The sequence below is a fragment of the Pseudomonadota bacterium genome (assembly GCA_023229365.1).
Lineage (GTDB): Bacteria > Myxococcota_A > Polyangia > JAAYKL01 > JAAYKL01 > JALNZK01.
This window is the reverse complement of the sequence record JALNZK010000002.1, coordinates 119,157-135,044: the sequence shown is the minus strand read 5'-3', so window position 1 is coordinate 135,044 and position 15,888 is coordinate 119,157. Positions and strand designations below refer to the sequence as shown.

The 15,888-nt window shown below is 38.4% G+C and carries 22 protein-coding genes and 1 other RNA gene; 18 read left to right on the top strand and 5 right to left on the bottom strand.

What is annotated here, in order from left to right; all coding sequences use genetic code 11:
- Nucleotide 1: 1 nt before the first annotated feature.
- Nucleotides 2-160, bottom strand: coding sequence for a PspC domain-containing protein (locus M0R80_01850; protein MCK9458369.1), 159 nt, complete (start codon nt 158-160; stop codon nt 2-4).
- 90 nt (nt 161-250) lie between these two features.
- Between M0R80_01850 and M0R80_01845 the strand changes: the two genes are divergently transcribed.
- Nucleotides 251-1,072: a hypothetical protein gene (locus M0R80_01845; protein ID MCK9458368.1), complete on the top strand. Its 822-nt coding sequence runs from the start codon at nt 251-253 to the stop codon at nt 1,070-1,072.
- A gap of 9 nt (nt 1,073-1,081) precedes the next feature.
- Complete coding sequence (locus M0R80_01840) at nt 1,082-1,285, top strand: hypothetical protein (GenBank protein ID MCK9458367.1); 204 nt, start codon at nt 1,082-1,084, stop codon at nt 1,283-1,285.
- Here the strand turns inward: M0R80_01840 and M0R80_01835 are convergent.
- Nucleotides 1,282-1,545 (bottom strand): HNH endonuclease, encoded by a 264-nt coding sequence (locus tag M0R80_01835; GenBank protein MCK9458366.1) that lies wholly within the window; start codon nt 1,543-1,545, stop codon nt 1,282-1,284. The two genes, M0R80_01840 and M0R80_01835, sit on opposite strands and share 4 nt — an antisense overlap.
- A 32-nt stretch (nt 1,546-1,577) precedes the next feature.
- On the opposite strand from M0R80_01835, the gene M0R80_01830 reads away from it, so the two are divergent.
- From M0R80_01830 to M0R80_01805, 6 genes are all read left to right on the top strand, one after another.
- Nucleotides 1,578-1,961: a hypothetical protein gene (locus M0R80_01830; protein ID MCK9458365.1), complete on the top strand. Its 384-nt coding sequence runs from the start codon at nt 1,578-1,580 to the stop codon at nt 1,959-1,961.
- A gap of 150 nt (nt 1,962-2,111) precedes the next feature.
- Nucleotides 2,112-2,458, top strand: a transfer-messenger RNA (tmRNA) gene (gene ssrA / locus M0R80_01825).
- Nucleotides 2,459-2,561: 103 nt separating this feature from the next.
- Nucleotides 2,562-3,062, top strand: a complete 501-nt coding sequence (locus M0R80_01820; protein ID MCK9458364.1) for a hypothetical protein — start codon at nt 2,562-2,564, stop codon at nt 3,060-3,062.
- Between the two features lie 2 nt (nt 3,063-3,064).
- On the top strand, nt 3,065-3,493 hold the full coding sequence (locus tag M0R80_01815) for a hypothetical protein (GenBank protein ID MCK9458363.1): 429 nt from the start codon (nt 3,065-3,067) through the stop codon (nt 3,491-3,493).
- 105 nt (nt 3,494-3,598) lie between these two features.
- A complete protein-coding gene (locus M0R80_01810; protein MCK9458362.1) occupies nt 3,599-3,838 on the top strand; it encodes a hypothetical protein in 240 nt (79 codons plus the stop codon).
- Between the two features lie 47 nt (nt 3,839-3,885).
- Nucleotides 3,886-5,178, top strand: a complete 1,293-nt coding sequence (locus tag M0R80_01805) for an SPFH domain-containing protein (GenBank protein MCK9458361.1) — start codon at nt 3,886-3,888, stop codon at nt 5,176-5,178.
- 60 nt (nt 5,179-5,238) lie between these two features.
- Here M0R80_01805 and M0R80_01800 read toward each other — a convergent pair whose 3' ends face one another.
- Nucleotides 5,239-5,598 (bottom strand): hypothetical protein, encoded by a 360-nt coding sequence (locus M0R80_01800; GenBank protein ID MCK9458360.1) that lies wholly within the window; start codon nt 5,596-5,598, stop codon nt 5,239-5,241.
- A 92-nt stretch (nt 5,599-5,690) separates the two neighbouring features.
- Between M0R80_01800 and M0R80_01795 the strand changes: the two genes are divergently transcribed.
- The 10 genes from M0R80_01795 to M0R80_01750 are packed head-to-tail and all read left to right on the top strand — an operon-like array spanning nt 5,691 to nt 13,458.
- Nucleotides 5,691-6,701 carry an ATP-binding protein gene (locus tag M0R80_01795; GenBank protein MCK9458359.1) on the top strand — a complete coding sequence of 337 codons (1,011 nt, stop codon included), beginning with the start codon at nt 5,691-5,693 and terminating at the stop codon, nt 6,699-6,701.
- Complete coding sequence (locus M0R80_01790; protein MCK9458358.1) at nt 6,701-7,228, top strand: hypothetical protein; 528 nt, start codon at nt 6,701-6,703, stop codon at nt 7,226-7,228. The genes M0R80_01795 and M0R80_01790 overlap by 1 nt, the downstream gene beginning before the upstream one ends.
- On the top strand, nt 7,222-7,695 hold the full coding sequence (locus M0R80_01785) for a putative molybdenum carrier protein (GenBank protein ID MCK9458357.1): 474 nt from the start codon (nt 7,222-7,224) through the stop codon (nt 7,693-7,695). Before M0R80_01790 ends, M0R80_01785 begins: the two co-directional genes overlap by 7 nt.
- On the top strand, nt 7,692-8,420 hold the full coding sequence (locus M0R80_01780; protein ID MCK9458356.1) for a hypothetical protein: 729 nt from the start codon (nt 7,692-7,694) through the stop codon (nt 8,418-8,420). The genes M0R80_01785 and M0R80_01780 overlap by 4 nt, the downstream gene beginning before the upstream one ends.
- The gene (locus M0R80_01775; protein MCK9458355.1) at nt 8,387-9,457 is read left to right on the top strand and encodes a radical SAM protein; all 1,071 of its coding nucleotides are present in this window, start codon (nt 8,387-8,389) and stop codon (nt 9,455-9,457) included. Before M0R80_01780 ends, M0R80_01775 begins: the two co-directional genes overlap by 34 nt.
- A gap of 3 nt (nt 9,458-9,460) precedes the next feature.
- Nucleotides 9,461-10,273, top strand: a complete 813-nt coding sequence (locus M0R80_01770; protein ID MCK9458354.1) for a glycosyltransferase family 2 protein — start codon at nt 9,461-9,463, stop codon at nt 10,271-10,273.
- A 1-nt stretch (nt 10,274) separates the two neighbouring features.
- Nucleotides 10,275-11,069, top strand: a complete 795-nt coding sequence (locus M0R80_01765) for a hypothetical protein (GenBank protein ID MCK9458353.1) — start codon at nt 10,275-10,277, stop codon at nt 11,067-11,069.
- A 10-nt stretch (nt 11,070-11,079) separates the two neighbouring features.
- Nucleotides 11,080-12,147 (top strand): class I SAM-dependent methyltransferase, encoded by a 1,068-nt coding sequence (locus tag M0R80_01760; protein MCK9458352.1) that lies wholly within the window; start codon nt 11,080-11,082, stop codon nt 12,145-12,147.
- The gene (locus tag M0R80_01755; GenBank protein MCK9458351.1) at nt 12,140-12,808 is read left to right on the top strand and encodes a hypothetical protein; all 669 of its coding nucleotides are present in this window, start codon (nt 12,140-12,142) and stop codon (nt 12,806-12,808) included. The genes M0R80_01760 and M0R80_01755 overlap by 8 nt, the downstream gene beginning before the upstream one ends.
- A gap of 2 nt (nt 12,809-12,810) precedes the next feature.
- Complete coding sequence (locus tag M0R80_01750) at nt 12,811-13,458, top strand: hypothetical protein (GenBank protein MCK9458350.1); 648 nt, start codon at nt 12,811-12,813, stop codon at nt 13,456-13,458.
- Here the strand turns inward: M0R80_01750 and M0R80_01745 are convergent.
- Nucleotides 13,445-14,533, bottom strand: coding sequence for a hypothetical protein (locus tag M0R80_01745; protein ID MCK9458349.1), 1,089 nt, complete (start codon nt 14,531-14,533; stop codon nt 13,445-13,447). The genes M0R80_01750 and M0R80_01745 overlap by 14 nt on opposite strands.
- A gap of 182 nt (nt 14,534-14,715) precedes the next feature.
- The gene (locus M0R80_01740) at nt 14,716-15,858 is read right to left on the bottom strand and encodes a 4Fe-4S cluster-binding domain-containing protein (GenBank protein MCK9458348.1); all 1,143 of its coding nucleotides are present in this window, start codon (nt 15,856-15,858) and stop codon (nt 14,716-14,718) included.
- Nucleotides 15,859-15,888 lie beyond the last annotated feature (30 nt).

The following is a 15,888-nucleotide window of genomic DNA, read 5'->3' as shown; positions in this document are numbered from 1 at the left end:
ATTATTTTCCTTGTGTATTTAACGCCATTAGAAGCCAAAGGATGAGGTAAAGGAGTATTCCGCTACCGCCAGCTAAAAAGAATATTATAAATAATATCCTGATAATAAATGGGTCACAGCTAAAATCCTTGGCAAGTCCACTGCATACGCCTGCAATCATCGCATTCTCTTTGTCTAATTGAAAGGCCATAATTTTACCTCTTGTCTGTATTTAGTGTAGAAACTATAATTTTCTACAATAGATATGTTAATGGAATTCAAAAATTGGTTAGAAATGAGCAGCTTACGGGATATTTTGAAAAATGTGCCACAGTCCGCACAATGGCACCCAGAGGGGTCTGTGTTTTTACACACAAGGCTTGTTAGAAAAGCTCTGCCTGTAGCTGTGAAAATGTTTGAGAAAGCTAGGGGAGAAGAGGCTTTTTCAAACTTGCCATCGGTCAGCGATGGGGATATAATGCTTTTGAGGATACTTGCTTGGCTGCATGATGTGGGCAAAGCCTCCACCGCAGGCTACAAATATCCCGATAATACCATCAAACCGTTGTCTGATTTTCCTGGGCACACTGTAAAACAGATGATGTCACCTGACTTCGGACCAGGGAAATGGACAGCCCATGCTCACGAAGACCCAGAGCATTATGAGCCGCAAATAAAAAAATTAGGCAATAAGTGGCAGTCTATTCTGGACAACCTATCACCAGAAGATAAGGAAATTGTGTGGTTTGTAGTTCCAAAACATATGGAGTTTAGTGAGAAGGGACTTAGTAGACACATTAAGGCATCAATTGGAATTGATGGCAAATTCGCCCCAGATCGCAAGATTAAAATATGGATTGTTTTCAAATTGATGGACCTAATGGGTCGAGGATCGGGGTTGGATATAGAATCAGGGAAGAGTTTTTTGGAGATTCTTATGAACGTGGCAGAAGAGAAGATGCGTAAAAGTTTACGTACTAAACCAGTAGAGCCAAACACCCCAGAGGAGTTTGCAAAGTATTTGCTGGCTAAGGGGGTGAAACCCGATGTGGTTCAGGCAGCAGTTCGAGGGAAATTTGCAGCATATATTTAAGGAGGCTACATGTTCTGGGTTTATGTTTTAATCGGATTTTTTTTGGCCCTTGTGGGTGGTGTTGGAATGTTGTTTGCCCTGATTATGGGAGCCAAACCAGACCCGAGTATTTGGAAAATGATTGCAGTTTTTCTACTTCCTGCTTTGGGGTATTGGATGGGATTGATTGGTGCATTTCTCTACGGCTTGGGGGAAGCCTTTAAGGGTGGCTAGATTTCTCTAAACTGTTCTTTTGCACCCTCTATAAAATGTACCAAGTATCGACCATTTGTGCAGAATCTTTTTCCTAATATGGAAATTTCTTTTGCATGAATTCTTCTATGACACTTGCAGCAGCAAGTGATGGTGTTAGATTCTGTGTATTTTCCACCATCGCTGCCGGGGAGGATGCGGTGGACATCTAATGTAGAATAATCAGTTTCCCCACAGAAACAGCATTTTTTATCCAGGTGTTTTTTACTCTTTTTATTCATGATGTTCGTATAGCAATATAGGAGTAAATAACATGTGGTTTGATAAACAATCTGGTTGTGCTCGAATGACTGTTCAAGAAGCATTTGATTTGGGGCTCATTCCATATTCTAAATGTGTTTATGGCCCTGCCTCCCCTCAAAAGGGTGCGAGGGATGCCATGCTTACTTGTTCAGCCGAATTTTTGCACGATAGTTCTTTGATAAAAAAAACCTTGTATGCGGTGCGTGGTGGTCCAATCTCTCCAGAGGATGCCAGAGAGTGGAAAAAGTGGTGGGAGATATTGAAGAATTTGGACTTTGACGCCGTTGTTCGTAAATACAATGTGAAATTCGAAAAAACAGAGCATGATTTGATGTGGGAGCCAAAGCCTTATTATGATCCCCCCGGATGGAGTGAAGAGAATGGTTGGAGCTAATGGGGTTTACAAACTAAGTTTCTGAAGTATAATGGCGTTACCTGACCGAAGCGAAAGCTTAGCGTACAGGCCCCATTCATGCGTTTGAAAGACAGTGAGGGAGTTTTCGGCTTCTTCGTAAACTGTGTGTGGATGGCAAAAAGCCGAAACGGGGGTGAATAGAATCGAACGACGGTTTTAGCCCTTGAGTTGCATGTCATGGCTGACCAACAGGCCATGTAAAAAAGTTGGTCAAAAATTTAGTTGCTAACGATTACGTTGCACTGGCTGCGTGAGTGGCCACGGGTTGAGGAAGCTCGCCAAGGCGTCCAAAAACCCGTCAAAAATTTGGCTGCGTTCAATGTAGATGGCGTAAATTGAACTAAGATAACGCCGATAGGTCGTATGAGCCTTTGCTTGCTGTGGCTTATACAGACGACATAAACGGCAAGATACACATGTAGAAACTCATTGGCGTGCCGTGCGTGACCTGGGTGCGATTCCCAGCACCTCCACTAATATTCAATTTGTGTCATTGATGGCACAATATGCGAAAAACGGATGGTCTGGCGAAGATGTGTTTAAGTTTTGCCAAGCTGTTGTAGAACACAGGAAATAAAAATGCCAAGATTTTTTGCCCCTATTGAAGCTGTTGAATTGGCTGGGAAAATCGGTGCATCCCAACGTAATGTGTATGATTACAATTTTGTGCGAAGTGATTTCAAGGTCGAATTCGATTTTGAAAATGTAACCACAGATACCAGCAATTGTTGTTATGAATTAGAGGGATTGCTTGGTTACAACACATTAGACAACGGCATGACTTTTTTTGGTGTCAGTGCTGGCGGCGATTGGGAAATACCAGTCTTCTTTGTGGTCTACTGGGATGGCAAAAAATTACGAGCCTATATTCCTACAGATGGCAATCCGTGGAATACAGACACAAAGCAAGCATACGGCAATGCAGATCAAGATTGGGATAATCCAGATGCCGAAGATGATGACGTAAAGAACCTGAATAAATTATACGGTCCAGGTCACACATCCCACGAAGATGCCCCTGATTATGACAAAGAAAAAATCATCGCAGACATCAAGGCAAGAATTTTGCCGAAAGTTTAACCATGTTTGATGAAAAATGCGTTTGGGAATATTTTGACGGCGGTATGCCTGGAGTAAAAAAAAGAATCTGCGAAGGTGTTGCAGAGTCTTTTCGCAAGCGAGCCAAAGAAGATGTTGAATTGGCGACACTAGAAGAACATATTGGGTTGCCAAAAGGAATTCTATCCAAAATAATTCATCAAGTTGAATTTGAGGATGGGGAATTTAACTCAAGGCTTTTGCAAACTCTGTGTGCATGTTGCAGACTTGATATGCATGATGTTTTTTGCGTGAGAAAACTATCAGAAGAGGAAAAAGCAGATATTATTGCCGCTGCAACTGCCGAGCAATTTGTTTGCGTATGTGGTGCGGGCGATGCTGGTTGGTCTCAGGATGACAGAATAGATTTGTTCCTTCTTACTACAGCATTGCGTTCTTTAGATGAAAAATAACGGCGTCTCCTTTCGAGCCCGGTTGCACGCAAGTGCAGCCGGGTTTTTATCTTGCAAAGAAATCCTAAATTGGTTATAATCTTTGGAATCAATGGAGGGTAATATATGGTCTTTTTAGAAGCTGTCCAGTTTATTATTGTGGTGTTGATAGTTGGGTTTACCATAACCCAAGTAATCGCTCCTATTCTTTTGGGCCGACCAACTTTTCCTATTTTTAAGCGGAAAAACAAAACAGTTGATGCCGCATTAGCATCAGCCAAAGAGGAGGTGGATTTGGCAAAAAAGAAAAGACAATTGAAAGCATTGCAAGCAGAAATAGAAATTGAAGAAAGGCAAATGAAATGAAGCGTAGTAGTGTTTATTCTGAACCCTCGTATCAAGGAGAGAACTCAATGGACCCGAGAAAAGTGTTGTTGTTGTTGGTTTCTGTGATTTTGTGTGTTGTTGTGTGTTTTAGTTTGTTTGGATTTTTTGAGAACTTGGACGCCAAACAACTTATGGTAATTCAGAGCCCGGTCAAAGGCCAACTAGATTGGTACACATCACAGGGCGTGAAGTATCAAGGATTCGGCAAAGTAACTTGCTATGATAGACGGTCACAGTTTTGGTTCTCTGCCAAGAATGACCAAGGGGCTGCTGCCGCAGACAACTCTATCAAAATCCGATTCAATGACGGTGGGCATGCCCAACTGTCAGGCGGTATTAGTTGGGAGATGCCATTGGATGAAGAGCATCTAACACGTATTCATCAGCAATATGGAAGCCATTTGGCGGTCGAACAGCAATTGATTCGCACAATCATCGAGAAGTCAATTTATATGACTGGCCCGACCATGAGTTCAAAGGAATCTTATGCCGAACGCCGGAATGAATTGCTTAATTTGATTGAGGATCAAATCCAGAATGGTGTTTATCTTACCAAGACTACTCAAGAGCAGGCAACTGACCCTCTTACAGGTGCTATTAAGACAATTGCCAAAGTTGAGTTAGTTACTGATAAGGACGGAAAGCCAAAGAGAGCAGAAGAAAGTCCTTTGAAGCAATTTGGGATTAAGGTTTTTAATCTTAGTATCAATGAAGTTGCATACGATCCGCAGGTTGAAGAACAAATTAGCCAGCAGCAAAAACTGACTATGCAAGTTCAGATCGCTATGGCTACTGCGAAACAAGCCGAGCAGGAATGTATTACAACCAAGAAGCAAGGTGAAGCTAATGCTGCCAAGGCTGAGTGGGAGCAAAAGACAGTTGCCGCTAAGGAAGTTGCCAAGGCTGACCAGGACAAGACTGTGGCTGAAACTAAGGCGAAGCAGGAAAAGTCCGTGGCCGAAACCAAGGCTGCCCAGGAATTGAAGGTGGCCGAGTTGGCAGCACAAGCAGCCGAAATGACAAAGAAAGAGCAAATTGCCTTGGGTGAAGGTGAAGCCAAACGTCGCACATTGGTGATGGAGGCTGACGGTGCTTTGGAAAAGAAATTGGCCGCTTGGGTTGAAATCAACAAGGCTTATGCCGAAGCTATTGCGAAGCATGAGGGAAGTTGGGTGCCGTCGATTGTTATGGGAAATGGAGCAACTGGCACCGCAGGAGCACAAAATGGAGCTTCTGATTTGATCGCCCTGTTGACAGCGAAGACCGCTAAGGATTTGTCGTTGGACCCGAATATGGTTCAGCCTACTAAAAAGAAATAGCGTCTGGGTCGGTGCCGAAGGCAAGCCCCGCTCATTTTCGGATGAGCGGGGCTTTTTTTATTAACTAATGTATGCAACGACTTCATATCGGCCTGATGGCATTTTACACCAGGATAGGTAGAGGGCATTGTTCATTGGGGTATTATCTTCTTTGCGAACAATGTCAATGTTGGCCACTTGGCTTCTAGATTGTTCGCTGCCGCACTCTCCCCCGCCGACCAGCATTCCCGACCACGGGGTGCCATCTTCTTGCACGGCTTGGTAGCCCAGTTTTTCCAGAACGGCAAAGATTGGCGAGAGGGGTATTTTATCATGAAACCCTTTGGCAATTGCATTGATCTCTCGATTCATTTGCGACTTGATAGCTGGTTTTATGGCTGCCACTCTAGCCATTTCCATAAATTGTTGAAAAGTTTTCATTTTTAAATACCTCAGATTTTATATATGGACATTATCAATCATTTCTTTTATAATAACTCTGTAGAATTTTAACTTCAACAAGGAGATAAAGGATGTCAGTTGAGAGTCAGCGAATATTAAATGATATTTTGGAAAAAAAAGGTAGCACCATCAATTTGGGGGCTATTATGACCAAGATGCCCAGAAATTCTCAAAACCCCTATGCTATAATGGATGAAGAAGAAGAAAAATTTGGACGTATGACACAATGGACCACATCTGATGGTACTCGTTTCTTTCCTGCTGGAAAGACATTTCCTTTGCTATGTCCAGGTGTTTATGAAATTAAATTTTCTAACACCAAGGGATATTATTTTGAGAAGGTGCAGGTAAAAACAGAAGGGTTATTACGGTTTCCTGATAGCGAATCCGCAAAGGTTGTGGCAGAGATTCAGAACTTCTGGACAAAAGAGCAAACCTATGCCGATTTTGGGCTCACCTATCGCCGTGGATTGATTCTGTGGGGTCCAGCGGGTTCTGGCAAGAGTTGTACCATTCAGATCGTTATGGCCGATGTAATTGAACGTGGCGGCGTTGTGTTCAAGTTTAATTCTGTGCCTCATATGTTTTTGGAGGGGGTGCGATTATTCAGAGAAGTGCAGCCTGACACAAAGATTGTGGTATTGATGGAAGACATTGATTCCTTGTTGGAAGAGTACGGAGAGTCGGAGGTGCTCAATATTTTGGATGGTGTTGAGAAAATTGAACGGGTGGTTTTTTTAGCAACCACGAACTATCCAGAGAAATTGGGGGATCGAATTATCAATCGTCCTTCCAGATTTGACAGAAGATTTATGATGCCCAATCCCAATAAGAAATGCAGACAATTGTATTTCGAGCATTTAGCGAAACAAAACCCCACCATTAAAATTGATATTGCCAAATGGACAAAGGATACGAGTGGTTTTTCTATTGCACATTTGAAAGAGTTGTTTATTGGGGTGTGCATTTTAGGAGAAGAATACAAGGATGCCGTGGAAACATTGAGAATTATGATTGAAGAGCGTCCCAAATCTGACGAGAGTGATGGATTTGGGTTTATTCCCAAGAAAAATGAGGACTGATGATGGAAATCATAGCCAAGCCAGGATATTTTGGCAAGGATCGGACAAAGTGGGAGAAAATGTTTGATGCTTATTGTGGCGAGGGAAACTGGCAAGAATGTTGGGAGTTTTATGATGAAATTCTTACATTTAATGAGGCTGTTCTTTTGTATGATGTTTCTTATTTGCTGTATATAAAGGAAGATAAATATAGTATTTTTCATGGCATGGCCAGCCAATACAGAGACTGTTATGACAATGATCCATCGAATGTAGTTTCTGGATGCAATCATGACACAAAGGCTGTGCCGAGGCATATTCAGGACGTATCTGTACGCCGGGCATTTCGGGCACTGGGGATGCACTTCAATCCCAATGCTGAAAAATTATTGGAAATTAGAGGGCTTACCAGTTCTGGTTATGAGTTAAGTCCCATGAAGGTGCCATTTGTGTATCCAAATGCTATTACAGGTGGCCCAGCGAGGGAATGGGCTGGAAAGGGCACAGTAGAAGAGTTTTGGCAAAGGAATAAGGTAATTGTATGTTAAAAATGGTTTGTAGTGGTGCCCAGACGGGGGCGGATTTAGGTGGGCTTATAGCCGCCGAGAAATTTGGGATAAAGACTGGTGGTTGGTGTCCCAAAGGGTGTAAAACAGAAGCTGGGACAAAACCAGAGTTGATTGAACGTTTTGGGCTTTGGGAAACCAATACGGATAGTTATGTGCCCAGAACTCACGCCAATGCCAAGATGGGCGATGGCACAATACGATTCGCATTTGATTTTGACTCGGCGGGTGAAATATTGACTTCTCAATCTTGCAGCAGGTTTGAAAAACCAATCATTGATGTGGATGTGGAGAATCCACGACCTGTGCAAGAGGTTGTGGATTGGATAAAGGAACACAACATAGAAACACTAAATATAGCCGGGAACAGAGAGAGTAAATATCCAGGGATGGAGAAGTTTGTTGTGAATTACCTTGGACAGGTTTTCACAACATTGGGTCATACATGAAGATAATAATAGTAATTCGCCAGGATCAAGTATGGTCTCGTCAATATTTTCCATCTAGTTTTTACACAAAAGTATTTAGAGCAGAATTAGTCATTGACACATGGAATTCTTTGTTCAATATACCATATCACGAATTTAGAATTGCACTACACGAAATACAGAAAGTTAATTTAGCGGACATTCAGGCCGATCTTGTCGTTTATGAAAATGATCCAAAAATGCAGGGTTTATTGAGAGATGAAAATAATCTAATCTTACCGATTGATGATGATGATTGGTTTGATCCAAATATTTGTTGTGTTTTAAAATCTGCACAATTTGGAAGATTTATTAGGTGGCATTATTTGCGTTATTTTTACGGCAATTCCGTGCAATTGGCTAAACATCCATTTCCGACTTATCTTTTTGACTATCAAAGCAATAATTACGCATTCAGAACTCCTGCTAATTGGGATATGTATGGGCATGATGGCTCGGCAAATGACAATATCCCACGAGCAGAAGAGACATATCTTGAGCAAATATTATCAGTGCATAATTTCAACCCATCCTCTTTGTCTGGTTATTTTAATCAACCAGATGTAAGAGATGTTATGGTTAAATCATATCGTTATTTTGATTGTGAACAATCGGAGCAAATGCAGCAAATGCCCAGTTGTTTTCATAAATATTCATTATTAATGTTTGATTTGTGGAAGCGATTAAAATTATTGAAAATGTTATAATGCTTAAAATTGAACAAAGTAAATTCACAAAAAGAGCCGTTTTATACATTGGGTTTAAATGTAATTTAAGATGTAGATTTTGCTACTATGCAGATAATGTAACCGTGCCTAAAGAGTGGTATTCTTTAGATTGTTGCAAAAGGGATGCTCATACTTTTAGGTCTGTATACAAAAATAAATTTGTAGACATTACTGGTGGAGAGCCAACCATCTATCCAGACATTTTGCAATTGGTATCATATTGTAGAGAGATTGGACTAAGGCCAACCATTATAACAAACATGCAAGCTCTTGCCGATCTGGATGTTGCCAAACAATTTAAGGATGCTGGAATAGAGGATTTTTTGTGTTCTGTTCATAATTTGGGGGTTGCTTATGATGATGTCGTTGGTGTGAATGGCAGTTTTTCCAGGGTTGAGAAGGCGTTAGATAATTTGGTTCATTTGAGCATACCATTTCGCACAAATGTCACTATCAATAAAACTAATTTTAAAGCTTTAAAAAACATAGCAGAATTTGTATACACAAAGGGGTGTCGCACAATCAATTATATTTCCTGTAATTTATTCAGAGATCATGATGAAACATTTGATTTAATAGCTCGTTTTTCTGAAATGAAAGATTGTTTACATGAGGCATTAAATTATTGCGATATACACAGCATGCATACTGCCGTAAGGTATATGCCATTTTGTTTTCTATATGGGCATGAAAACAAATGTTATAATTATCGACAATTACCATATGACAACTACGAGTGGGATTATAAATCTTGGTCGGATGTAAACTCTTCCGCACCTGCACCAAAGGTGTCAAGAGGTTTGTATAATTTCATGGAAGACTCAGGTGCGTATGAACATTTGGCCAAAGTTTTTACGGGAGAAAGCTACACATATTCCCCCAAGTGCATGGATTGTAGATTGTCTTTAATTTGTGACGGATTAAACAAGAATTATGCAAGAAAATTCGGAACAGAAGAGGTTTGTCCATGTCCTGGCGACAAAATAACAAAACCTGATGAATTTCTTGCTAAATAAAGTATGCTCAGTATTGTTGTTTTATACTCTACAGATCGTCACAGACAGCTTATTAATACGATTGATTGTCTGAATGATATGGATTATGTTGCCACATGTGAAAAAATTTTATGTGTGGATGGACAAACAGACATACATCCAGAGGGGTGGAGAGTTTTAGAGATAGAGAGAAGAGGAAAGTTTTATCGGCTTGGCGAAGCCCTTAATGCAGCCATTGAGGCCAGTAGTGGCAATCACATATGGTACTTGGACAGCGATAGAATTCTTCCTACAAACTTTTTAAACAATGCATCATTGATAGAAGATGGATTGTTTATCTTTCCCAAATATCTGTTTTCTTTTAAAGAAGATGTAGATATTTCTTCTATACGAATGGTGAGAGATAATCCATATAAGCATGAGTCTTTATTGGTGCCGGATCATAGGGTAGAAAATGTAGATATTGTGGGGCATAAAAACCCGTTTGCTGGATGCGTATTGTTTGCAAAAAAAACTTATTGGGAATATGGGGGATTTAGTGCTGATTTTGAGGCATGGGGGTATAAGGACTATGATTTTTGGAGAAAAGCTATTGTTTGTGGCGGAAGATTTTTACCTATTGATTGTGTGGAGTTGCATCAAAAACACAATCTTTCCGACCAAAGACTTTATGACTTAAGCAATGTGTGGAGTTACTATTATTATTGTAGCAAGTGGAAACTGCCCATTGATCCAAAAATCAGGGTATATGCCGGTCATTTACACCCTGAAAAACACAAAACATTGGATGATTTTTTATCTAATGTGGTAGATAAAAATGAAGTGAAATTTAACTGATATGATTTTAAAGCCGATATTTCGATGGACAATTGGAAGGCCCTCAAGGGTTGGGTTTCATATTTTTGAGGAATCGGTCATTCAAACAATAAACGCATTGGGCAGAGATAATTTTGATTGGTTTGTGTGTTACAATAATTTGACTGAAGCACAGCTTGATAGGCTTAGAGAAGTTGCCAAAATTCATTTACTCACATTATATGAGCAGAAGATTTGTGATTGCCCTCTCTCACAGGAAAATCTCGGAACGCTATGGAAACTTTGCCCAGCTAGAATAAGGATAGAGTCATATGAAATTATAATGGATAATGATGTTGTAATTTGCAAACATTTGCCAGAAATAGACGATTTTCTTGGCGGCAAAAGGTGTTTGTGTTTGGATGAGCCAACTCGATATTTTGGACGATATAGTTGTTATCTACCAAAGACAAAAAAATACAACTCTGGTTTGATTGGATTGGTTCCTGGTCATGATTTTCAAAAAGATATATGTAGAGTGTGGCGTAAGTATGGCGAGCTTGAAAATTTAAACTCTGCGGACGAGCAAGGATTATTAGCATTGGTTTTTTTGCATAAGGATCAAATTACCATATCGAAAGACAAAATTCTTGAGCTACATCCCAATGAAATACACTTAGATAGTAAGGTGTGTTGTAGTTACAAAAATTTTAACATGAATAATTTTGATGGATATCATTTTGTAGAATCTAATCGTAATCAATTTCACAGAGGGTGGAATTATTACAATTTGATAAAAAGTAACAGAATTAGTAGATATAATAAGCCGCTTTTTTAATGGTGTAATTATGATAGAAACAGTAGAGCAAGTGCTGCAATCTTTGGATGAAATCAGAACATTTTTGACAAAATGTAAAGTTTGGGATGCCCAGTTTAAAATTCTACAATTAAAAGATTTGTTACATAGTGAAAGTTGGCCTGTTGCGGTGCCCCAAGAACTAATATGCATGGAATCTGAAGATGATTTATTTGAACGTGCCGATTCAATCATTAATTTCTCTAATTGGGAGGTTGATGGCAAAAAGTTCTTAGATTTTGGTTGTGGCTTAGGACATGTTGCTGTTGTGGCTTCTCAGTTGGGATCACAAGCAGCAGGGTACGACATTGTGGAGAGTTCTTCTTTTGAGTGGGAAAAAGAGGGTAAGTATTTATTGACCACTAATTTTGATAAAATTAAAGCAATGTCGCCATTTGATTTTATCATGCTTTATGATGTTCTAGATCATTCAACTGATCCTGTAGGCATCCTAACCAAAGTAAGAGAGGTAGCAAATAAAAATACAGATATTTTTGTTCGTTGTCATCCGTTTTTATCAAGACATGGTGGACACTTATACAAACATATCAATAAGGCTTATGTGCATTTAGTCTTTACAGAAGATGAGTTGCAAGAAATGGGATATGGTTTCGAAGGAAATTTTCAGAAAACAAATCAGCCACTAGTGACTTATAGAGATTGGTTTAAACAGGCAAATTTATCGATAGTTGTGGAAGATGTTGTGCAAGATGTTTTGGAGCCATTTTTTAAAAAAGGCGTGGTTAAAGAGCGAATGCCCAAGTTTTCTTTTGATGGAGTTTGGGAACACTATGTTAATGGTCGAAAACACAGACGATTTGTGGCTTATCCAAATGGAACATTAAACACTCCACAAGGTCCAGAAACTTGGTCCATTGATGGTTTAAATCTCAGTCTTAGATGGCCAACAGACAAAGGTATTTGGCGGGACGAATTAAAATTAAATGAAGATATGACTCATTATGAGGGAACCAATCAAATAGGATATAAAATAAAAGGCGATAGAATAGAAAACATTAACAGTAGTTTTATTGATTTCACACTAAGGGCATATGATTAATTATTTGGAAGTTTTTACAGTATGTGTGAATTATGGTGATTTCTTAAACATTTGCATAAGTGCAAATAAAAAGCACTTTGACAGATGGGTTGTTGTCACAAGCTCAGAAGATGAAAACACAAAAAACATATGCAAGAAAAGTGGTGTTGAGTGTGTGGAGTCTCGAAGATTTTATAATAATGGAGATAAATTTAATAAAGGAAAAGCACTAAACGATGTTATAAATCATTTGTTTAAGAAAGATTGGGTTCTTGCCTTAGATGCTGATATTATTCTTCCTGCTGATTTTAGGGAAATGATTGGTGCTAAAAAACTGAATAATGATTTTTTATATGGAGTTCCAAGGAAAAGTTTGGATACATGCCAATGTTGGACTGATGTGACTCCTGTAATTTCGCCCTGGGGTTATTTTCAATTGTTTAATGGACATTCTGATGTTATGCAAAGGGCCAAGGTCTATCCAGAATCTTATCCCCATGCTGGAAATTATGATTTGGAATTTGTGTCTTATTGGAACGGAAGACATAGAATGTTGGAAGATGTAGTAGTCGAACATATGCCACATGGGATTGTTGCAACAAATTGGTGTGGCAGAAGATCAAAAATATTATCCAAAAACGATGTTAGCACTTTCAGCAAATCGGTAATTAAATTCGCCTAATTATGTATTTAGAAGTTTTTACATCTTGCGTGGGTTATAGTGATTTTTTGGATGTGTGTTTATATTCAAACAAAAAGCATTTTGACAGATGGGTAATCATTACTTCGACAGAAGATGTGGCAACCAAGAGTGTGTGTAAAAAGCATCAAATAGAATGTGTTGAATCAAGTCGATTTTATGAAGGCGGTGCAGCATTTAACAAAGGTAAGGGACTAAATGATGCCATAAGTTATTTGGATAAAAAAGATTGGATGCTTGCTTTAGACGCAGATATCATTCTTCCAGATAACTTTAGGGAAATAATCGAAGGATTGACTTTAGATAAAGAGTTTTTATATGGGGCGGTAAGGTATGAAATTGACAATATTTCTGGCAAACAAATGTATATTGATGGTGACAACATGCGTATACTTGGGTTTTTTCAGTTGTTTCATGCTACGAGGCTAAAATACTATCCAGAAGATTGGGACACTGCTGGATGGTATGATGATGTGTTTGCAGATTACTGGGATTCTAAAAAAACATTACAAAAGTTGGTGATACAGCATATTGAGCATGGTGTGAGAACAACCAATTGGGAGGGCAGGAAATCCAAGCCTTTGTCGAAGACGGAAATAGGATCATTAAAGAAGTTGATTATAAAATTGTGATGCCAGAATATGATTGGTAAGGAATGTTATTGGAATTGCGGTAAAAGCAAATTAGTTTTCTTCCAATTACGAGATATTTGTTTCTTACAAAATTAGTTCTACCTTCAAACAATGTGTTGATGGCATCTTTGTCATGTTGTGATATATTTCCAATATATAATATATCAATAGTTTCTTGCCCTGTTTGAACAAACTGAAGGTTTAAATAGCAAGAATCTAATTTTTCTATAAAACTTGGTTCGTATATTATTTTATTGTTTATTTTTATTGCATTGTTGACATGCGGTATAAATTTGAAGTTTAAATATGACTTTCCACAATTACACACTCTGACTTGCGGATTGATTTCAAATAAATCATCAGATTCAATTTGATTATTTGCAAGATTGATTAAGCTTGTGTTTCCAGAAAAAGTTGGAAAAAAATGCAATGTGCGAAATGGGCAGGTGTAAAAGTTAGATGTGATTGACCAATCAACCATGTTGTTATTAAGGTGGATCGAGGATGGTATTTTGCTGGATTTGAAAAAAGGCTCCCAATCTAAAGTACGGATAGCAAGTATTTTGTCTTGTTTTAAGAACTCTAAGAAACTTTTTTGTTCTAATAGAAAAAGTAGTGTATTAGAGACGGTGCTGATAGTGATTGGCTCTTTTACGCTATGAAGGAAATTTATCAAAAAAGATAGGGCATTGTTTTGGTCCCAATAAAAAATGCCAGCATAATCCATAAGAGAATTATCTTTAACACGCATAATAGCATTTTTTTTATCTCCGCAAGGAAACATTGATTGAATGTATATTGTTTTCCCTATGCTTGGCTTGATTGCAGACTCCATGCTATTGATCCAAAAATCGAAAAACGGACCAAATTTATATTCCCGAGGTATATTTGTGGAGCCATTTGTCCTTAGAGAAATTGAACTAAAATTTTTACAATCCTCACGGGCAGCTTTTACATCTGAAGCAAAATCGACATAATCGCAAAAGTTATAGGACTGAATTTCTTGCCATAAAAGTTTGGCACTTTCAAGGGTTGGGTTTTTGTAATATTGATTATAACATTGCAAAAGATTCATTAGGTTATTGAAATTGTATATACGGGGCAAGCACAAACATAGCCAGCAGTAGAATTTGAATTGGTGCCCGCATTAATTTCCATACACAAGCACTCGTCCAGCAATTGTTGTAGTTTTTCTGCATCTGGACACTCAAAAGTGATTTTTTCTGCATCTGTTAGTGTTGTCATCATTTTTTTTCCTTAGCATAGTTTGTTGTCATTGGCCATTTTTTGTATTTGGTGTTGAAGAGCTACTGGATCGCAAAAATTGCTTTTTCCCCCAACAAAATCCAACATCGCACAGCTTCCCCAGCAATACCCTGCTGCTTGACACTTCATGCATTTTGTGTCATTTAGCAAGGGCATGGTTTTTAAAATTAGGTCATTTCTTCTCTCTATGATTGTACTCAAACTATCTGATAAATTTCCTATCTTTGTATATGTATAATAATCGCTAAATATATTTTCTGTATAGTCGGTTAATAATACTTCATGTCTGTATTTACAACACCATGTAGGCGTGAATATAGGTTTTAACAATATATCAGCAAAAGATTTGGTGGTTTTCCTGCACTCGGAATGTGGTCCGATAAGCCCTATGTTTATTTGTTCAGGTTTAAATCCAAACTGAAGAGCAAAGAGATAATATTCTTTTCGTAGTTCTGGTGTATTGGATGCATCGCCAAAAGAAGCTTTCAAATTGATTTTGTGCCTCAGTCCTTTGGTTATTAATATTTTCAAATTATTGGTTGTTTTTTCAAATGGACTCCAATTACCTGTGAGTGGTATTCTTTGTGCATCGTTCAACAAATCATTACCACCATCTAAACTAATGCTTAGTTGGCTTAATTTTTCAATTAAAGATAATCTTCTTTCATTTAGATCAATCGTTAGATTAGAGACCATGCCTATGTGTAAAATGTTTGCATGAGATTTGATCTTGTCTATAACTTCATGGCATTTTTCTTCTTCCAGTAGGTTTTCTCCACCATAAAAAAATATGCAGATATCTTTGACATTAGATCGTATTATAAAATCACAAATTTTATCAACATTTAATGGTTTTTGTTGCTTTGCTTCTAAAAGATGCGAGAAGTTGCAGTGTGTGCATCGTAAGTTACATTCCAATGTTGGTGCTATGTTAAAGTTTAGAAACTTTGGGGGGTCATGAATTATCAACAATTTCAACAAGGACTCTCTTTCTTGTCCCGATAAAAACAAATTGGACTCCAACTCGTCAAAGGTCGCAGAAATGGGCAGTTGTTGCCTTGTGAGGGTGTTAAAATAGACTTTTTCCCCACTCTCATTGACAGTTTGGCAGACATAAAAAGATAGGTTTTTCATAATTTAAATTAGTGATTATCTGTTGATTTG

Excerpts from the sequence above, each read along its gene's own strand:
- M0R80_01790 (MCK9458358.1), top strand. The coding sequence starts at position 6,701 with ATGATGGAAATCATAGCCAAGCCAGGATATTTTGGCAAGGATCGGACA.
- M0R80_01760 (MCK9458352.1), top strand. The coding sequence starts at position 11,080 with ATGATAGAAACAGTAGAGCAAGTGCTGCAATCTTTGGATGAAATCAGA.
- M0R80_01830 (MCK9458365.1), top strand. The coding sequence starts at position 1,578 with ATGTGGTTTGATAAACAATCTGGTTGTGCTCGAATGACTGTTCAAGAA.
- M0R80_01765 (MCK9458353.1), top strand. The coding sequence starts at position 10,275 with ATGATTTTAAAGCCGATATTTCGATGGACAATTGGAAGGCCCTCAAGG.
- M0R80_01745 (MCK9458349.1), bottom strand. The coding sequence starts at position 14,533 with ATGAATCTTTTGCAATGTTATAATCAATATTACAAAAACCCAACCCTT.
- M0R80_01755 (MCK9458351.1), top strand. The coding sequence starts at position 12,140 with ATGATTAATTATTTGGAAGTTTTTACAGTATGTGTGAATTATGGTGAT.
- M0R80_01820 (MCK9458364.1), top strand. The coding sequence starts at position 2,562 with ATGCCAAGATTTTTTGCCCCTATTGAAGCTGTTGAATTGGCTGGGAAA.
- M0R80_01815 (MCK9458363.1), top strand. The coding sequence starts at position 3,065 with ATGTTTGATGAAAAATGCGTTTGGGAATATTTTGACGGCGGTATGCCT.
- M0R80_01795 (MCK9458359.1), top strand. The coding sequence starts at position 5,691 with ATGTCAGTTGAGAGTCAGCGAATATTAAATGATATTTTGGAAAAAAAA.
- M0R80_01740 (MCK9458348.1), bottom strand. The coding sequence starts at position 15,858 with ATGAAAAACCTATCTTTTTATGTCTGCCAAACTGTCAATGAGAGTGGG.
- M0R80_01850 (MCK9458369.1), bottom strand. The coding sequence starts at position 160 with ATGATTGCAGGCGTATGCAGTGGACTTGCCAAGGATTTTAGCTGTGAC.
- M0R80_01780 (MCK9458356.1), top strand. The coding sequence starts at position 7,692 with ATGAAGATAATAATAGTAATTCGCCAGGATCAAGTATGGTCTCGTCAA.
- M0R80_01750 (MCK9458350.1), top strand. The coding sequence starts at position 12,811 with ATGTATTTAGAAGTTTTTACATCTTGCGTGGGTTATAGTGATTTTTTG.
- M0R80_01845 (MCK9458368.1), top strand. The coding sequence starts at position 251 with ATGGAATTCAAAAATTGGTTAGAAATGAGCAGCTTACGGGATATTTTG.
- M0R80_01835 (MCK9458366.1), bottom strand. The coding sequence starts at position 1,545 with ATGAATAAAAAGAGTAAAAAACACCTGGATAAAAAATGCTGTTTCTGT.
- M0R80_01770 (MCK9458354.1), top strand. The coding sequence starts at position 9,461 with ATGCTCAGTATTGTTGTTTTATACTCTACAGATCGTCACAGACAGCTT.
- M0R80_01810 (MCK9458362.1), top strand. The coding sequence starts at position 3,599 with ATGGTCTTTTTAGAAGCTGTCCAGTTTATTATTGTGGTGTTGATAGTT.
- M0R80_01785 (MCK9458357.1), top strand. The coding sequence starts at position 7,222 with ATGTTAAAAATGGTTTGTAGTGGTGCCCAGACGGGGGCGGATTTAGGT.
- M0R80_01840 (MCK9458367.1), top strand. The coding sequence starts at position 1,082 with ATGTTCTGGGTTTATGTTTTAATCGGATTTTTTTTGGCCCTTGTGGGT.
- M0R80_01805 (MCK9458361.1), top strand. The coding sequence starts at position 3,886 with ATGGACCCGAGAAAAGTGTTGTTGTTGTTGGTTTCTGTGATTTTGTGT.
- M0R80_01800 (MCK9458360.1), bottom strand. The coding sequence starts at position 5,598 with ATGAAAACTTTTCAACAATTTATGGAAATGGCTAGAGTGGCAGCCATA.